Genomic DNA, 20,036 nt, shown 5'->3' on the forward strand with positions numbered 1-20,036 from the left:
CTACCCCTCGACGGCGGGTTCGGCGGCGGCGAAGGCCCCGCCGAACCGCAGCGCCAGCGCCACCTCCAGCCGGGCCACCGGGTCGTCGAGCGCGCCGGCGAAGGACTCCTTGAGGCGCGCGAGCCGGTAGCGCACGGTCTGCGGGTGCACGTGCAGCGTGCCCGCCGCCTCGGCGACGTCGCCGTGCGCGTCGAGCCACGCCCGCAGCGTCTCCACCGCCCGGTCCCGGGCCGAGGCCGTCATCCGGCGCAGCGGCTCCAGGCGCTGGGCCACGAGGTCGGCCGTGACCGACACGTCGGCGTGCAGCAGCAGCGTGAGCAGGTGGTCGTCCGAACGCACGAGCCGCGACGGCGGGCGGTGGCCGCGGGAGGGCCCGTCGTCGGGAGCCGCGATGTCCCCGGCGGCGACCAGGGGCCAGGCCGAGCGGGCGCGCGTGACGGTGCGGGGGATCTGGTCGAGGCCGACGGTCGGGCCGACGACCGCGGCCACCCCCGCCGTGGCGTCGGCGAGGTAGTCGGCCCGGCCCGGCCCGTCGGGGTCCGGGACCACGACGACGCCGAGGCCGTCCACACGCGACCCGAGGGCGTCGGGCGGCAGCCGGCGGAACACCGCCTGCAGCGACTCCTCGTCGCAGATCATGACGGCCAGGCGCCGCGGCAGGGACCACTCGGCGTCGCGGGCGAGGCGTTCGAGCTCCGGACCCTCCGGCGGCGGGGTGCGCAGCAGCGCCGAGACCAGCGTGTGCCGGCGGGCCTGGCGCGACCCCGCGGTGAGGCTCTGCTCGTGGGCGTACCCCGCGACCGACGCCGCGGCGAGCTGCTCGGTGTAGGCGAACAGCGCCTCGGCGAGCCGGAAGATGTCGTCGGAGGTGAGGCCGTAGTCGTCGCTGCCGGCGGAGATGCGCCGCCAGAGCACCCGGGTGCCGACGCGGTAGGCGGTCTGCAGCGCGTCCATCGTCCGGCCGTGGCGGTGCTCGACGCGGCCGAGCTCGAAGTAGACGCGGGTGTCGGGCAGGTCGGCGTCGGTACCGAGCAGCTGCAGGAACTGCTCGAGGGCCACCGAGACGCCGCGGCGGATGTTCTGCCCGAACACGCCGTTCATCGACAACGCGTACTCGGCGACCTGGGCGCGGACCTGCTCGATGATGTCGTCGGAGGTGTCGAGCACGACCGCGCGCATGCGGTCCGCCGCGGCCGGAGGCACCTCGGCCCACGGATGGCGCCGCGCCGGATGGGTGTGCGCGCAACCGTCGACGGCGCGCAGGGGCGTCCGCGCCGCATCGGCGGCGCACGCGTCCACACCCACTCGCTCGGTCACGGCGCCATTGTGGCGCAGACGCGGCGACGCGGGGGAGATTCGGCGATCCGGGACACAGCACCTGCACAGGGGCGGAGCGCAGGGTTGAGGGACATGATCGGGGTGGGTACGGGAGGCGGCGAGGGGGTGGCGCGTGCCGGACACCGAGGCGGTGCCGCGTCGCCGGGCGACGGGGGAGCTGCTGGCGCTCGTCGGCGGGGCCGCCGCCACGCTCGTGACGACGGCGGGCTACCGGCCGCTCACCCGGCGGTGGCCCGCGGCCATCGGGGCGTCGCTGCTGGCCGCCTTCGCCACGGAGCTGCCGCGCCCGACCGCGGCGCTCACCGGCGGGGTCGCCCTCGTCGCTGCCCGTCGCGGGGCGGGTCGGACCGTCACCGGCCGCGTCGGCCTCGCACTCGCGACGGGCTCGGTGGCAGCGCTGCTCGCGCTGGACCGCCGGGCCCGGGCCACCGACGGCGTGCTGCGCGACGCGCTGGTGACCGCGTTCGGCCGGTCGGGACCCGAGCCGGAACCGGCGGCCTGGTTGTCCCCCCGGGCGGTCACCGCGCCGCGGCGCTTCCGGGCCGCGGGGGCGCGGGACGTGGCGTACGGGCCCCACGGGGTCGCGAACCTGCTCGACGTCTGGCGCCACCCGGACCTCCCCGACGACGCCGCCGCCCCCGTCCTGGTCGAGATCCACGGCGGGGCGTGGTCGTCGGGGCGCAAGGAGGGCGAGGGGAACCCGCTCATGGCCTACCTCGTCGCGCGGGGCTGGGTGTGCGTCACCGTGAACTACCGCCTCGGCCCGCGGCACCGGTGGCCGGCCATGATCGAGGACATCCGGGCGGCCCTGGGCTGGGTGCACACCCACATCGACGAGCACGGGGGCGACCCCGGGTTCGTCGCCGTGAGCGGAGGCTCGGCCGGGGCCCACCTCGCGGCGCTGGCCGCGCTGACCGGGCGCGACGACGACCACAGCCGGGTCGACGCCGCCGTCACCCTCTACGGCATCTACGACCTCACGGCCGACGACGGCAGCGGCACCCTCGACCAGCTGCTGACCGAGACGATGATGTCGGGCACGGCCGCGGGCTGGACCGCCGCCTCGCCGACCCACCGCGTCTCCGCGGCCGCACCGCCGTTCTTCGTGCTGCACGGCACCGGTGACGCGATCGTGGTGCCCGAGCAGAGCCGGGGGTTCGTGCGGGCGTTGCGGTCGGTCTCCCGGGCACCCGTGGCCTACGCCGAGCTGCCGTACGCCCAGCACTCCTTCGACGCGCTGCCGACCCCGCGGACCATGCTCGTGGTCCGCGCCGTCGAGGCGTTCCTCATCGGCGTCCTGGGCCACCGTCCGACCCGGCCGGGCGCGGCGGCCCTCGTCGCCGGGCAGGGACCCGGGGGTGCACCGGCCGGGCCCGCCGCCCCGAACGGTGTCGGGGGCGGTCGATAGGCTGGAGGGACCGCGGGGGAGTCCGTCCGCCGCACGGGATCCCAGGAGTTCCAGCGTGTCCTCGCCAGCCTCGCCCGCGTCCACCCAGCACGTCCGGGTCGCCGCGGGCACGACGGCGGGTCAGGCCGTCCGCGAGGCGGGGTTCCCGGGCAGCGGGCCGCAGGCCGTCGTCGTCGTGAAGGCCCCCGACGGCACGCTGAAGGACCTGGCCTGGGCCCCCGAGGAGGACGTCGACGTCACCCCGGTCGCGGCCGACACCGAGGACGGCCGCGCCGTCATCCGGCACAGCGCCGCGCACGTGCTCGCCCAGGCCGTGCAGCAGAAGTTCCCGGACGCCAAGCTCGGTATCGGGCCGCCCGTCACCGACGGCTTCTACTACGACTTCGCGGTGGACACCCCGTTCACGCCCGAGGACCTCGCCGACCTCGAGAAGTCGATGAAGAAGATCATCAAGGCGAAGCAGCGGTTCGCCCGCCGCGAGTACTCCTCGCTCGACGAGGCCCGCGCGGAGCTGGCGGACGAGCCCTTCAAGCTCGAGCTGGTCGACCTCAAGGGCAACTCCGACGCCGAGGCCGACGGCGAGATCATGGAGGTCGGGGCGGGCGAGCTCACCGCCTACGACAACATCCACGCCCACACCGGCGAGCGGGTGTGGGGCGACCTCTGCCGCGGCCCGCACGTGCCGACCACGGGCTACATCCCGGCCTTCAAGGTCACCCGCAGCGCCGCCGCCTACTGGCGCGGCGACCAGCGCAACGCCCAGCTGCAGCGCATCTACGGCACCGCGTGGGAGTCGCAGGAGGCGCAGGACGCCTACCTCGAGCGGCTCGCCGAGGCCGAGCGCCGCGACCACCGCCGGCTCGGGTCCGAGCTCGACCTGTTCAGCTTCCCCGACGAGATCGGCTCCGGCCTCGCCGTCTTCCACCCCAAGGGCGGGGTGATCCGCAAGGAGCTCGAGGACTACTCGCGGCAGCGGCACGCCGAGGCCGGCTACGAGTTCGTCAACACCCCGCACGCCACCAAGGGGTCGCTGTTCGAGCTCTCCGGGCACCTCGACTGGTACTCCGAGGGCATGTACCCCCCCATGCAGCTCGACGAGGAGCGGGGTCCCGACGGCGAGCTCAAGCGGGCCGCCGTCGACTACTACCTCAAGCCGATGAACTGCCCGATGCACAACCTGATCTTCCGGTCGCGCGGGCGGTCCTACCGGGAGCTGCCGCTGCGGCTCTTCGAGTTCGGCACGGTCTACCGCTACGAGAAGTCCGGCGTGGTCCACGGTCTGACCCGGGCGCGCGGCTTCACCCAGGACGACGCGCACATCTACTGCACGCGCGAGCAGATGGCCGGCGAGATCGCCTCGCTGCTCGAGTTCGTGCTGAACCTGCTGCGCGACTACGGCCTCGACGACTTCTACCTCGAGCTGTCGACCCGCAACCCGGAGAAGTCGATCGGCTCCGACGAGGCGTGGGAGGAGGCCACCGAGGCGCTGCGGCAGGCCGCGTCGAGCTTCGGCCTCGACCTCGTGGACGACCCGGGCGGCGCCGCGTTCTACGCGCCGAAGATCAGCGTCCAGGCGAAGGACGCGATCGGCCGCTACTGGCAGATGTCGACGATCCAGGTCGACCTCATGCTGCCCGACCGCTTCGAGCTCGAGTACACCTCCAGCGACGGCTCCCGGCAGCGTCCCGTCATGATCCACCGCGCGCTGTTCGGCTCGATCGAGCGGTTCTTCGGGGTGCTCACCGAACACTACGCGGGCGCCTTCCCGGCCTGGCTCGCCCCGGTGCAGGCGGTCGCGATCCCGGTGTCGAACGACCAGTCCGACTACGTCGACGGCATCGTGGCGAAGCTCCGGGCCCTCGGGCTGCGGGTCGACGCCGACCACTCCGACGACCGGATGCAGAAGAAGATCCGCACGCACACCCTGCAGAAGGTGCCGTTCCTGCTGCTCGCGGGCGGCAAGGACGCGGAGGCCGACGCGGTGTCGTTCCGGTTCCGCGACGGCAGCCAGGTGAACGGGGTCCCGGTGGACCGGGCGGTCGAGGCGGTCGCGGACTGGGTGGCGCGCCGCGAGAACGCCTCGCCGGACGAGACCACCTTCGGACCCCGAGTGACCGGGTGACGAGTGCCTGAGCCGTCCAGCACGATGGAGCCGTGGTGACCGACGGGGTGACGTCAGGTCGGCCGCCCCAGCCCGGGCGGCCCGACTCCGGTGTCCCGCTCGAGCACCCGCAGGGTGCCGACGAACTGGCCGGGGCGGGCACGCCCGACGGCTTCCGTCGTCTCTGGGCCCCGCACCGCATGGCCTACATCGCGGGGGAGGAGGGGACCGGTGAGGTCGACGGCGGGTGCCCGCTGTGCGCCATCCCCGGCCGCTCCGACGCGGACGGGCTCGTCGTCGCCCGCGGCGACACCGTGTACGCGGTGCTGAACCTGCACCCGTACAACCCGGGGCACCTCATGGTGGTGCCCTACCGTCACGTCGCGAAGCTCGACGAGCTGACCGACGACGAGTCGACCGAGCTGATGCGCCTCACGCAGCAGGCGGTCCGGGCGCTCCGGGTGATGTCGTCCCCCCACGGCTTCAACGTCGGGATCAACCTCGGCCACGTGGCCGGCGGGTCCCTCGCCGACCACCTGCACCAGCACGTCGTCCCCCGCTGGGGCGGCGACGCCAACTTCATCACCGTCATCGGCCAGACCAAGGTGATCCCGGCGCTGCTCGCCGAGACCCGGGAACGGCTCGCGGAGGTCTGGACCTCGACATGATCAACGACTGGGGCCGCGCGGCCATCAACCGCAGCCTCGAGCCGGCCGGACGGTGGCTCGTGCGCCGCGGTATCCACCCCGACGCGATGACCGTCTTCGGGACGGTGGGCGCCACCGGCTTCGCGATCTGGCTCATCCCCACGGGGCACCTGTTCGCGGCCGCCATGCTCGTGTGGGGGTTCGCGATGCTCGACGTCCTCGACGGGGCCATGGCCCGCGCGCGGGGGGTGACGAGTCCGTTCGGCGGCGTCCTGGACTCGCTGTGTGACCGGATCGTCGACGGCTCCGTGTTCGCCGCCATCGCGTGGTGGGCGGCCGCGAACGACCGGTGGGTGGTCGTGGCGCTCGCCCTGATCTGCCTGGTCTCGGGCCAGCTCATCTCCTACATCAAGGCGCGGGCCGAGGCCGCCGGGCTGCGGGGCGGCGGCGGGGTCGTCGAGCGTGCGGAACGGCTGATCCTCGGGCTCGCCGGGATCGGGCTCACCGGGCTCGGTCTCCGGTGGGCGGTGGACGTCGCCCTCTGGCTGCTCACGCTCGGCTCTCTCGTGACGGTCGGCCAGCGCATCCACACCGTCTGGACCAGCGCCCGCGAGCAGTACGGCGCCGCGACCGGCCGCACGGACCTCCCCTCCGACGTCTCCACCGTCGTCGAGCCCGGCGGGCCCCGCCGCGCGCCGGGTCGGGACGCCGGGTGAGCTGGTCCGACCGCGCCGTCGACCTCGGGTACGCCGCCGGCTGGCAGGTCGTGCGGGGCCTCCCCGAGCCGGTCGCCCGCGGGGCGTTCGACCTCGGCGCCGACCTCGCGGCCCACCGCGGCGGTCGGGGTGTCCGGCGCCTGCGCGCGAACTACGCGCGGGTGCGGCCCGACCTGTCCGACCCCGCCCTCGGCGACCTGACCCGGGCCGGCGTCCGGTCCTACGCCCGGTACTGGCGCGAGGCGTTCCGGCTGCCGTCGATGAACCCCAAGGCGCTCGCGGAGGAGGTCGACGACGACGTCGTCGGCCGCGAGCACCTCGACGCGGCCCTCGCCCGCGGCCGGGGCGCGGTCGTCGCGCTCACCCACTCCGGGAACTGGGACGTCGTCGGCACCTGGGCGGTGCAGCGCTACGGCGGGTTCGCGACGGTGGCCGAACGCCTGCGCCCGGAGTCGCTCTTCCAGCGGTTCGTCGCCTACCGGGAGTCGCTCGGCTTCGAGATCCTGCCCATGACCGGGGGAGAGGCGCCGGTCCGCGGGCTGCTGCGGGCCCTGCGGGCGGGCCGGATCGTCTGCCTCGTGGCCGACCGCGACCTGTCGCACCACGGGGTCGGCGTGGACTTCTTCGGCCACCGTGCCGCGATGCCGCCCGGACCCGCGTCGCTCGCGGCCGCCACCGGCGCCCCGCTGCTCCCGCTCGGCTGCTGGTTCACCGAGCGCGGCTGGGGCTTCCGCATCAACCCGCCGATCACGGTCGGCTCCCGGGCCGAGGTGCCGGCCGCGACCCAGGCGATGGCCGACGCCTTCGCCGGGGAGATCGCCGCGCACCCGCAGGACTGGCACATGCTGCAACGGATCTGGCCGGACCTCACCGTGGGGTGAGCCGGGCGCGCAGGGCGGCCAGACCCGGCGTCAGGACGGCGAGGTCGTCCCCGCCGAGATGGTGCCGCAGCTCGTCGGCCACGACGGCCTCGGCGCGGTCGTGCGTCTCCCGCCCGGCGGGCGTCGGGGTGAGGACCGACGAGCGCCGGTCCTCGGGATGGGGGACACGCACGACGAGGCCGCCGGCGACGAGGCGGTCGGTCAGCTTGCTGGCGGCGCCGACCGTCACGTGCAGCGCGGTCGAGATGTCCTGGACGCGGCAGGACGGCACGCGCACCACGGCCCGCAGGGCCTCCACGCGTCCGAGGGGGAGGTCCAGGTCGCGGCGGACGCGGCGGTCGACCGCCTCCCACAGGACGATCTGCACGCGGACCAGGTCGTCGAAGACCTCGACGATCGCGGTAGATTCCATGGAAGCATTTTCCACGGAAGGGTGTTGGAGGTCGACATGAGCCTTCCCGAGACCATGCGAGCGGCCGTCCTCGACGGGCCCGGCCCGCCGGAGTCGTTCCGGCTGCGCGACCTGCCGGTGCCGGTCCCGACGCCCGGCCGGGTGCTGATCCGCGTCACCGCCTCCGGGGTCAACCGCTCCGAGCTGCACACCCGCCTCGGCCTCGCGGAGGGGGTCACCTTCCCGCGGGTGCTCGGCATCGAGACCACCGGCGTCGTCGCGGCCTGTCCGGGCGGCGAGTTCGCGGTGGGCGCCCGGGTGGTCGCGATGATGGGCGGGATGGGCCGTCAGTTCGACGGTGGGTACGCGGAGTACACGAGCGTCCCCGCCGGGCAGGTCATCGAGATCCACACCGACCTGGCCCCGGAACTCGTCGGGGCGCTGCCCGAGATGCTGCAGACCGCGTACGGCTCGCTGTCGGTCGGGCTCGACGCCCGCGCCGGGCAGACCCTGCTCATCCGCGGCGGGACCTCGTCGGTGGGGCTCGCGACCGCGGTGCTGGCCAAGCGGATCGGCATGACGGTGCTGTCGACGACCCGCGACCTCGGGCGCTCGGGCCTGCTGACCGCGGCCGGCGTGGACCACCCCGTGCTGGACGACGGGGCGGTCGCGCCGCGGGTGCGCGAGCTCGTGCCGGAGGGGGTCGACGCGGCCCTGGAGCTGGTGGGGACCCCGACCCTGCGCGACACGCTGCAGGCCGTCCGGGTCCACGGCGTGGCGTGCGTGTCCGGGATGCTGTCCAACGTCTGGACGATCCCGGACTTCTACCCGATCGACTACATCCCGCGCGGGGTGCGGATGACCGGCTACGGCGGTGACGCCTCCGACCTGCCGGCGGAGGTCCTGCAGGGCTTCCTCGACGACCTCGCCGCAGGCCGCGCCTCGATCCCGACCGGACGGGTGTTCGGACTCGACGAGGTCGCCGACGCGCACCGCCTGATGGAGTCCGGGCACGCGGGCGGCAAGCTCGTGCTCGTGCCCTGATCAGAGGTCCGGAATCATGTCCACGGTGACGTCCACCGCCACGTCCACGCGGCTGTCGTCGAAGGCGACGAGGCCGGTGATCGCGGTGAGGGCGACGGTCGGCGCGCCGTAGCTCCACGCCACGTCCCCGAGGTCCTCGGCGGCCCACCAGTCGGTGGTCACGCCCTTGTACGGGCAGCGGGTGACGGTGGCGGTCCGGGTCAGCAGCGACCAGGCGACCGTGGTCGGGTCGAGGTACCACCGCGGCGGCAGACCGGTCTCGAACACCGCGACCGGCGCGGTCGACCGCGCGAGCACAGCGCCCGAGCCGGGCACCCGGACCGTCACAGTCCGCTCCGCGCGCAGGGCGTCCACCCGCACGTAGGGGCTGCGGGGATGGCCCCGGACGCGCTCGGACTCCTCGAACCAGGCGACGTCGTCGTCGAGCGGCACGACGACGTGGTCCGTGAGGTGGCTCTCGGGCGGGGTGGGCCGGGACCGTGCCAGCAGCCGGTCCGGGAGGTCCGCCCGGGGCACCGCGTACTGCGGGTAGTACGGGTGCTCCCAGACGTAGGACGCGCGGGTGGTGTCGAGGACCGACCCGTCGTCGAGCCGGGCCCGGAGCCGTCGCGGGCACGGGGCGACGTGCCCCGCGACGACGGGCGGACCGGGGAAGTGGCCGGGCGCGAGGCCCTCGGCGGCGGGACGGGAGGTGGTCACGGAACCGGCTGCCCGCCGGCCGGCCCGAGGACACAGAACTCGGTGCCCTCCGGGTCGGCGAGCACCACCCACGGGTGGTCGGGAGCGGGGTCGACCACCCGGGCGCCGAGGCCGGTCAGCCGCACGACCTCGTCCTCGGCGGTGCCGTCGTCCGCCCGCAGGTCGAGGTGGACGCGCGCCTTCCCGGGCGTCGGCTCGGCCACCTGCTGGACGAGGAGATCCGTCCCCCCGTCGACGGGGACGGCGACGTAGGTCGTGCCGTGGGCGTCCGTGGAGCGTGCGCCCACCGCCACGCCGAGGGCCCGGGCCCAGAACGTGGCCACCGCCACGGGGTCGACGACGTCGATGGTGACGGCGAGCAGGGTCGAGCGGCTCACGAGGTCACCGCCGTCGTCGCGGCCGCCCGTGTGAGCAGGACGCGGTGGAGGTCGTCCCACTGGCCGGGCCGCCCCACCCACCGCACACGGCCGGGCGACCGGCGGAGCTCCTGGAGCAGGGTTAGCCGGTCGGTGGCGCTTCCCGGGGCGTCGAGCACCGGGTGCGCCCGGAGCGCCGCCCGCCACCGCGGGGGATCGAGGACGACGACGTGGTCCGCGGCCAGCCCGGCGATCGCCCGGGGGTCGGCGGGGGCGACCCGGGCGTCGGCGAGCCCGGACAGCAGGGCGACGGCCCGGGCGGCGGCGCCGCGCCCCCGCGCGTCGGGGCGGACGGGTACGACGAGCACGCTCGGGAGCGGCGAGGGTGACATCGGCATCTCCTGCTAAGGGGTAAAGTGTCGCTGACACGCTTACCGTAGGAGAGGGTGAGTAAGGGGTGCAAGTATCCTTTGACGATTACGTGTGGTCGGGGGGTGTCGTGACGGACCTCGTGAACAGCGCTCCCGAGGTGTGGCGCGGGGTCGAGCACCTCCCCGACGCCGAGGCCCTCCGCGCGTTCCTCGCCGAGCACGGCCTCGCCGGATCCACCTCCGCGCCCCGACCCGTGGGCGACGCCGACCTCGCCCCGGTGCACGCGCTGCGCACCCGGCTGCGCCCGCTGGTCGAGGGGTCCGACCCGGAGCACCGGATCGCGGAGGCCGGCGCGCTCACGGCCGCGCTCGCCGGCATCACGCTGGCCGACGGCTGGGCGGGCACCGTGCCCGACGACGTCCCGGTCGCGGACCTGCTCGGTGTGGTCGCCGGCGTGGGCCTCCTCGCCGTGCAGCTGCACCTCGGCCCCGAGCGCTTCCGCCCGTGCTCCTCGGACACCTGCGAGGGGGTCTTCATCGACACCAGCCGTCCCGGGCGCCGCCGGTACTGCATGCCGGGTCAGTGCGGGAACCGGGCGAACGTGGCCGCCCACCGCGCCCGGCGTCGCGCCGCCGGGACGGGGTGAGGGCGGTTCGCTCCCCGTCGCACACGGCCGATCGTGGACCGTTCAACAGCGTAAACGGTTACGGGTACCGGGGGTACCGGACACCCTGGTAGGACGACAGGATGGTCCGATCGCGCGTCGCGCACGTCCAGGCGGAGGTGGAGCGGCTGTGCCGTGTCCTCGGCCCGGGTGCGCTGCTCCCCGGGGAGCGCGAACTCGCCCAGACGTGCGCGGTGTCCCGCTCCACGGTGCGGCTCGCGCTCGCCGACCTGACCACCCGCCGCGTCGTCGAACGCCGGCACGGCGCCGGGACCTACGCCCGCCGCACGTCGCCCGCGCACCCGCTCGACGCGGTGTCCTTCCACGACGACATGGCCCGCCGCGGCTTCCGGCCGGCCACCCGGGTGCTGTGGAGCGACGAGGTCCCGGCCGACGAGGAGCTGGCCGCCGCCCTCGAGGTCCGGGCCGGGGACCCCGTCGTCCGGGTCGCGCGGCTCCGACTCGCCGACGACGAGCCGATGGCGCGCGAGGTGCTGCACGTGCCCGCCGCCGTCGCGCCGGGACTCTGCGCCCACGACCTCGACGGCGGCGCCTCCTGGTACGAGCTGCTCGAGGTCCGGCACGGCCGGCGCGTGGCCGACGGCCGCCAGACCGCGGAGCCGGTGCTCGCGCTGGGGGACGACGCCGTGCTGCTCGACGTGGCGCCCGGGAGCCCGGCGTGGCGTTTCGTGCGGACCTCGCGCGACGAGCACGGCGAGGTGGTGGAGCGGGTGGACGCGCTGGTGCGCGCCGACCGCTACCTCGTCGAGCTGCCCATCACCCGACCGCGCGGTCGGGGGCACTGAGCGGCGGCGGACCTCCCGGCCCCGCCCGTAGGGTGACGCGTCGTGACGGCCACCAGCGCACCGCCCGGGCCCCGGCACCGCGTCGGCGGGGTGCTGGCCGGTGTCGTGCTGCTCCTGCTCGGCGCGGTGGCCGTGCTCCTGCTCCTGGTCGCCCTCGGCGCGCTCGTGCCGGGACTGGGTTCGCTCTCGGGGAACGCCACGGCCGCGGTCCAGGCCTACGGACCGCCACTCGTGGTGATCGGCCTGGTCGCGACGCTCGTGGCCCTCGTCGTCCGGCTGCGGCTGCGGCGCGCGGGCACCGTCGTGGTCGGGCTCGGGGCGCTGGGCACCGTCGCGCTCGGCGTGATCGTGGGGCTCGTCGTCGCCGCGGCGGGTGCCGCGGGCGGCGCGGTCGACCTGATCCGCGCGGTCGACCCGCACGGCGACGTCTCGCTGCCCGACGGCTACCCGCAGTACGGCACCGGGCCGGACGGCGCACCCCTGCGCGCGGCGATCTACCGCCCCGGCGGCGCCGTCGGTCCGTCCCCGATCCTGCTGTACGTGCACGGCGGCGGCTGGGCGGCGGGCTCCGAGCTCGACAACTCCTCGGACCTGCGGTGGTTCGCGGAGCGCGGCCGGCTCGTGATCAGCGTCGGCTACACCCTGGCGACCGCGCAGCGCCCCACCTGGGACCTCGCCGCCGCACAGGTGGCGTGCGTGCTGGCCCAGCTCCCGGCGCTCGCCCCCGGGCTGGGTGGCGACCCGACCCGCATCGTGCTCTCCGGCGACTCCGCGGGCGGTCAGCTGGCCGTGTCGGTGGCCTACCACGCCGCGTCGCGCACGCAGCCCTCCGCGTGCGGCGGACGCGTGCCGGTCCCGCAGGGGGTGCTCGTGCAGTACCCCGCCGTCGATCCCGTCGGCGCCTGGCGCGACGGCCACTTCCCCGGACAGCCCGATGTCCCCGGACGGGTGCTGCTCGAGACCTACACCGGCGGCACTCCGACACAGGTGCCGGACCGGTACACCGCGATCGGCGGGATCCCCGCCATCACCCCGGCGGCGCCGCCGACCCTGGCGATCGTGCCGGCCGACGACGAGCTGGTGCCCCCCGCCGGCCCGGACGCGTTCGTGGCCGCCGCCCGGTCCGCGGGCGTCGACGCCACGCTCGTGACCGTGCCGTTCGCCGACCACGCCTACGACGTCGACGGCATCGACTCCCTGGGCAACCAGGTGCGGCGCACCGTCAGCGACCGGTGGCTCGCTAACCGGCGCTGGTGAGCCGCGCCGCCGTCGGTCGGGCGTCGCGCAGAACACCGGGCCGGGGGTTGACCCGCCCGGAGACGCGGGTGTTCAGTGATCACCGGTGTTCCACGCGAGACGAGGAGGTGCGCGATGAGTCCCGGTCACAGTCCCGGCGCCGGATTCCGGCTCCGCTCGGCCCGCCCCTCCTCGCCCGCCTCCCGCCCGGCCTGACGTCGGCGCGCGGTGCGGGTGTGCCCGCACGCGTCCCGGAAGCACGAAGCCGCCATGAGCATCACCGTCACGTTCACCATCCCCGCGCCCACGGTCCTCACGCGCCGTCCGGACCTCACCTGGCGCTCCGTGCGCCCGTTCGTCCCCGTCCTGCTCGCCGGCGCCGAGCAGCTCGTGCCAGGACTCGGCCTCGTCGTCGCGATCGCGGGCCTGGTCGGGGTCACGGCAGCGGTCGAGGTCCCCGCCGGGGACCTCCCCGTCGTCGACGAGGCGACGACGGACGACGCCGAGGAGCGGTTACTGCGGCTCGTCGCCTGATCCCGGCGCGGGTGGTTCACCAGGCGGGCCCGGTCGCCGGGCTCGCGTGGCGCGCCCCTCGCGCGGCGGGGACGGCACCTCGCCGGGTCACGACCCCGACGACACGCCCGTGAGGTCCACGACCGCCAGGGTGCCGGCGTCGCGCACGGCCTTCGGGTCGCCCTCCCCGGCGAGGTCGGCGAGCGGCCGGTAGGTCAGGCGCCGCGGGTCGAACCCGAGGGCGGCCGCGTCGTCGGCGTCCAGCCGCTCCACGAGGGTCTTCGACACCAGCGTCTGGCCGCCTCGCGCGACCTGCTCCACCCGCGCACACTCGTTCACCTCGTCGCCCAGCGCGGTCACCTCCAACCGGCCGCCGGTGACGATCTGTCCGATGTAGAGGTCGGCACCCCAGTGGACGCCGACGTTCACCCGGCAGTCGTCGGGACCGACCCCGGCACCGTCGGCGGCGAGGGCCTCGACGATGGTGCACACCTCCTCGGCCAGGGTCAGCCCGACGGCCAGCGCCGCCCGGGCCGCGGTGGACTCCGACCCGGCCCCCGGACCCGCGGCGCAGTCCGCGAGGAAGAACGCCGAGGCCCCGTCCCCGGCGTGCTTGCCGACGATCCCGCCGTGCCGGGCCACCAGGTCGTCGAAGACCGTGGTGAACCGCCGCACGAGATCGAAGTAGACCGGGGTGGGCAGCCGGCGGGCGAGCGGCCCCGACGAGTCGATGTCGGCGAACAGGACCGCGGTCGGCCGCCGGCCGGGCTCGGTCAGGTCGGCCATGCGCGTGAACATCGCCTCGTCGCCCTCGCTGACCAGGGCGAGCACCCGGGCGGGGAGCAGCGGCGCGAAGACCAGCGCGGTGCCCGCGGGCCGTCCATCGGGGGCCCGGAGGCTCAGCCCGAGCATCCCGACGGGCCGCGTGCGCCCGGCGAGGTTCAGCTCGACGGGTGACACCCACAGCGGGGGAAGGTCGTGGGCCGGTTGCAGCCGTCGCGCCAGGTCGGCCCGCAGCTCCTCCCGTGTCGACTCCGACAACATGCCCGACCAGATCGGCAGGTCCAGGCCCTCGTCGAGGTGCAGGCCGAGGCCGACCTCGGTCGACGCGTCGGCCCCCGCGAGCTGGAGCAGCTGCTCGGAGACCCACTCCAGGCGGCCGTCGTCGTCGTGCACCTGGGCGGCGGTGCGGCTGTCGACGAGGGCCTCGATCACGGCCTGCCGCAGTGTGCGGAGCTCTGCCTCGGAATCGGCCACCGGGCGGACGCTAGTGCTGCTCCGGATGCCCCGCCGCGAGAGTGGGTGAGGCCGCCGTTCGATCGGAGAGTGACACAGGCCACAGCACGGGGCTAGATTCATCGGATGAACGCGGCGAGGCCCGGTTCCCCGGCGGGCCTGCGGGAGGCGAACCGTCGGCGGGTGCTCGACGCCGTGCTCGCGGCGGGGGAGCCGACCCAGTCCGGCATCGCCGCCGCGACCGGGCTGGCGCCGGCGACCGTCTCGAACATCGTGCGCGACCTCTGCCGCGAGGGCCGCCTGACCGCCTCCACGGCCGTGCGGGGCGGGCGTCGGGTGCGGGCCGTGCGCCTGACCCCGGTCCGGGGCGTGGTCGCCGGGGTCGACTTCGGTCACCGCCACGTGCGGGTCGGGGTGCAGCCCGCCGCCGCGCCGGGGGCGGACCGGTTGCTCGCCGAGCGGGCCACGGATCTCGCGGAGGGCCACGACGCGGGCGTCGGGCTGGACGCCGCGGCGGCCCTGCTCGACGACGCGCTGACCGCCGCCGGGATCCCGCGGGCCGAGCTGCTCGCCGTCGGGATCGGGCTCCCCGCGCCCGTCGACGCCCGCACCGGCGTGGTGGGGGAGCCGGGCATCCTGCCCGGCTGGGTCGGCATCCGGCCCGCCGCGGTGGCGGCCGAGCGGCTCGACGTCCCCGTGGTGGTGGACAACGACGCGCTCCTCGGCACCCTCGCCGAGCAGGCGTGGGGCGCGTTGCAGGAGGTGAGCGACGGTGTCTACCTCAAGCTCTCGGACGGGGTCGGTGCCGGGCTCGTGCTCGACGGCCGTCCCTACCGCGGACGGGCGGGCACCGCGGGCGAGCTCGGCCACGTCGTCGTCGACGACTCCGGCGGACCGCCCGGCGGGGCCGTGTGCCGCTGCGGCAACCGCGGGTGCCTCGAGACGTGGGCCTCGACCGCGACCGTCGTCGGCCTGCTCGAACCGCTGCTCGGGGCGCCGCTGACCGTCGAGGAGGTCGTCGCCCGGGCCCGCGGCGGGCACGCCCCGTCACGACGGGTCCTGGCCGACACCGGCGGCCACGTCGGACGGGCGCTCGGCGGGCTGTGCAGCGTCCTCACGCCCGCCCGGATCGTCGTGGGCGGCGAACTGGCCCAGGCGGGCCACCTCCTCCTCGACCCGCTGCGCAGCGCCCTGGACCGGTGGGCGCTGCCCGGGGCGGCCGACGGCGTCGAGGTCACCACGGCCCGGCTGGGTCGCCACGCCCACGTCCTCGGGGCCGTCGCGCTGGCGCTCGAGCACGTCGTCGCCTCGCACGGCTGACGGGTCCCGGCCCGCAGGACACGGGCGGTCACGCGTGCCAAGATCGGCGCCGCGCGTTCATCCGTTGACCGCGTGATGCCCCGGAACTAGCCTGTGAAGCGTGTCACAGACCGACCGCTGACCGTGGTCGAGCGGGTCGTGGCCCACGCCGACGTGGAGGTCGCAACAGATGAGCGCGCGTGCGTCGCAGCTGCCCGGTCCGGCCGAGGTGCTCGCGGACCGGGGCGACGGCCGCGTGCCGGCGGTCTTCCTCGACTACGACGGCGTGCTCACCCCGATCGTCGACACCCCGTCCGACGCGGTGATGACCGACGAGATGCGCCGGATCGTGTCCGACCTCGCGAAGCGCACGAACGTCTGCGTCGTGTCGGGCCGCGACCGCGCGGTGGTCATGGAGCTCATGGGCCTCGACGACCTCGTGGTCGCCGGCAGCCACGGCTTCGACATCCACCACCCGCGCACGGGCCGCATCACCCACGACGCCTCGACCGGCTTCGAGGAGCTCGTCGAGGAGGTGACGTCCGAGGTCACCGAGCGCGCCGCGGAGATCCCGGGCACCCTCGTGGAACCGAAGCACGCCTCGGTCGCCCTGCACTACCGCGGGGTCGACCCCGCCGAGCACGACCGGGTGCAGCACCTCGTCGACGACGTGCTCGCCGCGCACCCCGACCAGCTGCGTGTGACCCCCGGGAAGTTCGTCCACGAGATCCAGCCGAAGATCGACTGGAACAAGGGACGCGCCGTCGAGCACCTGCTCGACGTCCTCGACCTGCGGGACGCCGCGGTCCTGCCGATCTACGTCGGGGACGACGTCACCGACGAGGACGCCTTCAACGCCCCGAGCATCGCCGACGGCGGGCTCGGCGTCCTCGTCATCGACCCGGCCGACGCCGACGCCCGCGAGACCGCCGCCGCGGCGGTGCTGCCGGACGTCGAGGCGGTCGGCGCCTTCCTCGACGGCCTCGCCCGCTGAGGGACACCCAGAACCCGCCGAGCACCCGCCCGAGACGCTGCCGCTGCAGGAGGAGACCGACGGTGACCACCGACGAGCCGACCGACCACGGGCACGACCCCGAGGGCTGGACCCTCACCTGGCGGGGCATCGACCCCGAGGAGGAGGGCCTGCGCGAGGCGCTGTCCTCCACCGGGAACGGCTACTTCTGCACGCGCGGTGCCGCGGAGTGGGAGGAGACCGACCCGCCGAAGCACTACGCGGGCACCTACGCCCACGGCGCCTACAACCGCGAGACGACGATCCTCGGCGGCCGGCCGGTGCTCAACGAGGACCTGGTCAACCTGCCGAACTGGCTGACGCTGATGCTGCGCATCGAGGGCGAGGAGGCCATCACCCTCGACAACGTGGAGGTGCTCGACTACGAGCACAGCTACGACATCCGCACCGCGCTCGTCACCCGCACGCTGCGCTTCCGCGACCGCAAGGGCCGCGAGACGAGCCTGCGCAGCCGCCGCTTCGTGTCGATGGCGCACAGCCACCAGGCAGCGCTGGAGTGGGTGCTGACGCCGGAGAACTGGTCCGGCCAGATCGGGATCGTCACCGCGATCGACGGGCGCGTCGACAACGACATGGTGGCCCGCTACCGCGACCTCGAGGGCCGCCACCTCGACCCGGTGAGCCCGCGCACCTTCGGCCCGGAGATCATCGCGCTCAAGGTCCGCACCCGGCAGTCGAACCTCTACATCTCCGAGGCGGCGCGCACCCGGGTCGCGCGCAGCCGGGGGCGCTCGTGGCAGGCCGTCGAGCCGAAGCGCACGTTGCACCAGATGAACGACTACATCCAGCAGGTGCTCGACCTCGAGGCGCACGAGGGCGAGTCGATCAAGGTCGAGAAGCTGGTCTCGTTCTTCACCAGCCACGACAACGCGATCACCGAGACCCTCACCGCGGCCGGGCGGCACGTCGAGCGCTACCCCGACTTCGCCGAGGCGTTCGCCGAGCACGAGTCCGCGTGGACCGAGCTCTGGGACGTCTGCGCGATCGACCTGCCGTCGGAACCCCGCGTGCAGCTGCTGCTGCGGTTCCACACCGCGCACATCCTGCAGGTCTGCTCCCGGCACACCGCCCGACACGACGCCGGCGTCCCGGCCCGCGGGCTCAACGGCGAGGCCTACCGCGGCCACGTGTTCTGGGACGAGCTCTACGTCTACCCGTTCCTCAACTTCCGCCTGCCCGAGATCACCCGCGGCCTGCTGATGTACCGCTACCGGCGCCTCGCCGAGGCGCGTGCGGCGGCCGCCGAGGCCGGTTACTCGGGCGCGATGTTCCCGTGGCAGTCCGGCTCGGACGGGACCGAGGAGACGCAGGTCGTCCACCTTAACCCGCTCTCGGGCCAGTGGGACCCCGACCACTCGCACAACCAGCGCCACGTCAACGCCGCGATCTTCTACAACGTCTGGCAGTACTACCAGGCCACCGACGACCTGGAGTTCCTGCGCGACTACGGCGCCGAGCTCATGCTCGAGATCGCGCGGTTCTGGGCCTCGATCGCCCACAAGAACCCGCAGACGGGCCGCTACGAGATCCACGGCGTGATGGGTCCCGACGAGTTCCACGAGGGCTACCCGGGGGCCGACACCGGCGGCCTGCGCAACAACGCCTACACCAACGTCATGGTGGCGTGGATCTGCTCGACGGCCCCGAAGGTGCTCGACCTGCTCACCGCCAGCCGCCGCCGCGCGCTGCGCAGCCGCCTCGGCATCACCGACGCCGAGATCGCGCGCTGGGAGGAGATGACGCGGCTGATGTACGTGCCCACCCACGACGTCGGGGACGGGCACCGCGTGGTCAGCCAGTTCGAGGGCTACGAGGACCTCGAGGAGCTGGACTGGGAGGGCTACCGCGCCAAGCACACCAACATCCAGCGCATGGACCGCATCCTCAAGGCCGAGGGCGACGACCCCGACCGCTACAAGGTGGCCAAGCAGGCCGACGCGGTGATGCTGTTCTTCCTGTTCTCCGACGTCGAGCTGCGCGAGGTGCTCGACCGGCTCGGCTACGGCGAGATCGCCGACGACCCGGAGTTCGCCCGCCGTGCCATCGACTACTACGACCACCGCACCTCGCACGGCTCGACGCTGTCGCTGGTGGCGCACGCGGCCGTGCTGGCCGGCATCGACCCGTCGTCGTCCTGGGAGCGCTTCCTCGTCGCGCTGGAGTCCGACGTCGGCGACGTGCAGGGCGGGACGACGAAGGAGGGCATCCACATGGGTGTCATGTCGGGCACGCTCGACCTCCTGCAGCGCGCCTACGTCGGGTGCGACGTCCGCGGCGGCGTCCTGCAGTTCGCCCCGCGGGTGACCAGCCGGCTCGACGGGCTGCGCTACTCGATGGTCTTCCAGGGCACGTCGCTGCAGGTGTCGATCACCGGGGGCGAGCTCGTCGTCGAGGTCGCCACCGAGGGGTTCTCCCACCCCGTGAAGGTCGACGTCGGCGGCGAGGTCCGCGAGATGGGGGCCGGGGACCGGGCCACCGTCCGGCTCGTCGACGACCCGTCGCAGATTCCCGGTCCCACCGAGCTCGAGCACGTCTGAGGAGAATCGATCGTGGCAGCTTTCAAGGGCGGCATCTTCGACGTCGACGGCGTCCTCGTCGACTCGCCCCACGAGCAGGCGTGGCGGGAGTCCCTGCAGGAGCTGATGGAGGGCCCCTGGTCCGACATCCGCGACCAGACGTCGTGGAGCCCCGAGGCCTTCACGTCGGAGGTGTACCACCAGCGCATGTCCGGGAAGCCGCGCAAGGCGGGAGCGACCGCGGCGCTGGAGTACTTCGGGGTGCCGGACATCGACCGGCGGGTCGAGGAGTACGGCGACCACAAGCAGGAGATGATCATCCGGCTGATCAAGGACGGGAAGTTCTCCGCCTACGACGACGCCGTGCGCTTCGTCATCGCCGTCAAGGACGCCGGCATCCCCATCGCGGCGGCCTCGTCGTCGAAGAACGCGAAGCTCTTCCTGGAGCGGATCGACCTCGCGAACTACGGCGGCTCGGGCAACCTGCACGAGGCCTTCGACGTGGACGTCTCGGGGCGCGACTTCGCGCAGGGCAAGCCCCACCCGGAGATCTTCCTGACGGCGGCGGAGGAGCTCGGCGTCGACCCGCACGACGCGTTCGTCTGCGAGGACGCCACCAACGGCATCCAGGCGGCGAAGGCCGGCGAGTTCGCCGCGATCGGCGTCGCCCGGGCGGACGACACCGACGCGCTCGCGGCCGAGGGCGCGGACCTGGTCGTCACCGACATGGGGACCATCGACGTCGAGAAGTTGACGTCCCACGAGTTGTCGACGAAGTAG

Annotated in this window: 20 protein-coding genes; 14 read left to right on the plus strand and 6 right to left on the minus strand. The window is 74.4% G+C overall.

The window, feature by feature from the left end; translation table 11 throughout:
- Entirely contained in the window at nt 1-1,317 is a 1,317-nt protein-coding gene (locus tag A3CO_RS29325; RefSeq protein WP_157646895.1) for a PucR family transcriptional regulator, read from the minus strand.
- Nucleotides 1,318-1,450: 133 nt separating this feature from the next.
- Between A3CO_RS29325 and A3CO_RS29330 the strand changes: the two genes are divergently transcribed.
- Genes A3CO_RS29330 through A3CO_RS0100415 form a run of 5 tightly spaced genes read left to right on the plus strand, consistent with a single transcriptional unit; the run spans nt 1,451 to nt 7,091 of the window.
- A complete protein-coding gene (locus A3CO_RS29330; RefSeq protein ID WP_018330254.1) occupies nt 1,451-2,746 on the plus strand; it encodes an alpha/beta hydrolase in 1,296 nt (431 codons plus the stop codon).
- A 55-nt stretch (nt 2,747-2,801) separates the two neighbouring features.
- Nucleotides 2,802-4,868, plus strand: coding sequence for a threonine--tRNA ligase (thrS, locus tag A3CO_RS29335; protein ID WP_018330255.1), 2,067 nt, complete (start codon nt 2,802-2,804; stop codon nt 4,866-4,868).
- 32 nt (nt 4,869-4,900) lie between these two features.
- On the plus strand, nt 4,901-5,515 hold the full coding sequence (locus A3CO_RS0100405; protein WP_018330256.1) for an HIT family protein: 615 nt from the start codon (nt 4,901-4,903) through the stop codon (nt 5,513-5,515).
- Nucleotides 5,512-6,210 carry a phosphatidylinositol phosphate synthase gene (gene pgsA, locus A3CO_RS0100410; protein WP_018330257.1) on the plus strand — a complete coding sequence of 233 codons (699 nt, stop codon included), beginning with the start codon at nt 5,512-5,514 and terminating at the stop codon, nt 6,208-6,210. Before A3CO_RS0100405 ends, pgsA begins: the two co-directional genes overlap by 4 nt.
- Nucleotides 6,207-7,091 carry a phosphatidylinositol mannoside acyltransferase gene (locus tag A3CO_RS0100415; protein WP_018330258.1) on the plus strand — a complete coding sequence of 295 codons (885 nt, stop codon included), beginning with the start codon at nt 6,207-6,209 and terminating at the stop codon, nt 7,089-7,091. Before pgsA ends, A3CO_RS0100415 begins: the two co-directional genes overlap by 4 nt.
- On the opposite strand, the gene A3CO_RS0100420 is transcribed toward A3CO_RS0100415, so the two are convergent.
- Nucleotides 7,078-7,503 carry a MarR family winged helix-turn-helix transcriptional regulator gene (locus A3CO_RS0100420; RefSeq protein WP_018330259.1) on the minus strand — a complete coding sequence of 142 codons (426 nt, stop codon included), beginning with the start codon at nt 7,501-7,503 and terminating at the stop codon, nt 7,078-7,080. The two genes, A3CO_RS0100415 and A3CO_RS0100420, sit on opposite strands and share 14 nt — an antisense overlap.
- 54 nt (nt 7,504-7,557) lie before the next feature.
- On the opposite strand from A3CO_RS0100420, the gene A3CO_RS0100425 reads away from it, so the two are divergent.
- A complete protein-coding gene (locus A3CO_RS0100425) occupies nt 7,558-8,526 on the plus strand; it encodes a zinc-binding dehydrogenase (RefSeq protein WP_018330260.1) in 969 nt (322 codons plus the stop codon).
- Here the strand turns inward: A3CO_RS0100425 and A3CO_RS29340 are convergent, their stop codons facing one another.
- Genes A3CO_RS29340 through A3CO_RS0100440 form a run of 3 tightly spaced genes read right to left on the minus strand, consistent with a single transcriptional unit; the run spans nt 8,527 to nt 9,973 of the window.
- The gene (locus A3CO_RS29340) at nt 8,527-9,225 is read right to left on the minus strand and encodes a DUF427 domain-containing protein (RefSeq protein ID WP_018330261.1); all 699 of its coding nucleotides are present in this window, start codon (nt 9,223-9,225) and stop codon (nt 8,527-8,529) included.
- The gene (locus A3CO_RS0100435; protein ID WP_018330262.1) at nt 9,222-9,602 is read right to left on the minus strand and encodes a VOC family protein; all 381 of its coding nucleotides are present in this window, start codon (nt 9,600-9,602) and stop codon (nt 9,222-9,224) included. The genes A3CO_RS29340 and A3CO_RS0100435 overlap by 4 nt, the downstream gene beginning before the upstream one ends.
- The gene (locus A3CO_RS0100440) at nt 9,599-9,973 is read right to left on the minus strand and encodes a hypothetical protein (RefSeq protein ID WP_157646896.1); all 375 of its coding nucleotides are present in this window, start codon (nt 9,971-9,973) and stop codon (nt 9,599-9,601) included. Before A3CO_RS0100440 ends, A3CO_RS0100435 begins: the two co-directional genes overlap by 4 nt.
- A gap of 107 nt (nt 9,974-10,080) precedes the next feature.
- Between A3CO_RS0100440 and A3CO_RS0100445 the strand changes: the two genes are divergently transcribed.
- The 4 genes from A3CO_RS0100445 to A3CO_RS0100460 all read left to right on the plus strand — a co-directional run bounded on the left by A3CO_RS0100445 (nt 10,081) and on the right by A3CO_RS0100460 (nt 13,193).
- Entirely contained in the window at nt 10,081-10,599 is a 519-nt protein-coding gene (locus A3CO_RS0100445) for a CGNR zinc finger domain-containing protein (RefSeq protein ID WP_018330264.1), read from the plus strand.
- Between the two features lie 101 nt (nt 10,600-10,700).
- Entirely contained in the window at nt 10,701-11,423 is a 723-nt protein-coding gene (locus A3CO_RS0100450; protein ID WP_018330265.1) for a GntR family transcriptional regulator, read from the plus strand.
- 42 nt (nt 11,424-11,465) lie between these two features.
- Nucleotides 11,466-12,680, plus strand: coding sequence for an alpha/beta hydrolase (locus tag A3CO_RS29345; RefSeq protein WP_018330266.1), 1,215 nt, complete (start codon nt 11,466-11,468; stop codon nt 12,678-12,680).
- A 249-nt stretch (nt 12,681-12,929) separates the two neighbouring features.
- Nucleotides 12,930-13,193 (plus strand): hypothetical protein, encoded by a 264-nt coding sequence (locus A3CO_RS0100460; RefSeq protein ID WP_157646897.1) that lies wholly within the window; start codon nt 12,930-12,932, stop codon nt 13,191-13,193.
- 87 nt (nt 13,194-13,280) lie between these two features.
- On the opposite strand, the gene A3CO_RS0100465 is transcribed toward A3CO_RS0100460, so the two are convergent.
- The gene (locus A3CO_RS0100465) at nt 13,281-14,429 is read right to left on the minus strand and encodes an adenylate/guanylate cyclase domain-containing protein (protein ID WP_018330268.1); all 1,149 of its coding nucleotides are present in this window, start codon (nt 14,427-14,429) and stop codon (nt 13,281-13,283) included.
- 105 nt (nt 14,430-14,534) lie between these two features.
- Here A3CO_RS0100465 and A3CO_RS0100470 point away from each other — a divergent pair, with 105 nt between their 5' ends.
- The 4 genes from A3CO_RS0100470 (at nt 14,535) to A3CO_RS0100485 (ending at nt 20,036) form a co-directional block, all read left to right on the plus strand.
- A complete protein-coding gene (locus A3CO_RS0100470; protein WP_026204141.1) occupies nt 14,535-15,728 on the plus strand; it encodes an ROK family transcriptional regulator in 1,194 nt (397 codons plus the stop codon).
- 169 nt (nt 15,729-15,897) lie between these two features.
- A complete protein-coding gene (gene otsB / locus A3CO_RS0100475) occupies nt 15,898-16,701 on the plus strand; it encodes a trehalose-phosphatase (protein WP_018330270.1) in 804 nt (267 codons plus the stop codon).
- Between the two features lie 62 nt (nt 16,702-16,763).
- On the plus strand, nt 16,764-19,277 hold the full coding sequence (locus A3CO_RS0100480; RefSeq protein ID WP_018330271.1) for a glycoside hydrolase family 65 protein: 2,514 nt from the start codon (nt 16,764-16,766) through the stop codon (nt 19,275-19,277).
- 12 nt (nt 19,278-19,289) lie between these two features.
- Complete coding sequence (locus A3CO_RS0100485; protein ID WP_018330272.1) at nt 19,290-20,036, plus strand: HAD family hydrolase; 747 nt, start codon at nt 19,290-19,292, stop codon at nt 20,034-20,036.

This window comes from Actinomycetospora chiangmaiensis DSM 45062 (assembly GCF_000379625.1).
Lineage (GTDB): Bacteria > Actinomycetota > Actinomycetes > Mycobacteriales > Pseudonocardiaceae > Actinomycetospora > Actinomycetospora chiangmaiensis.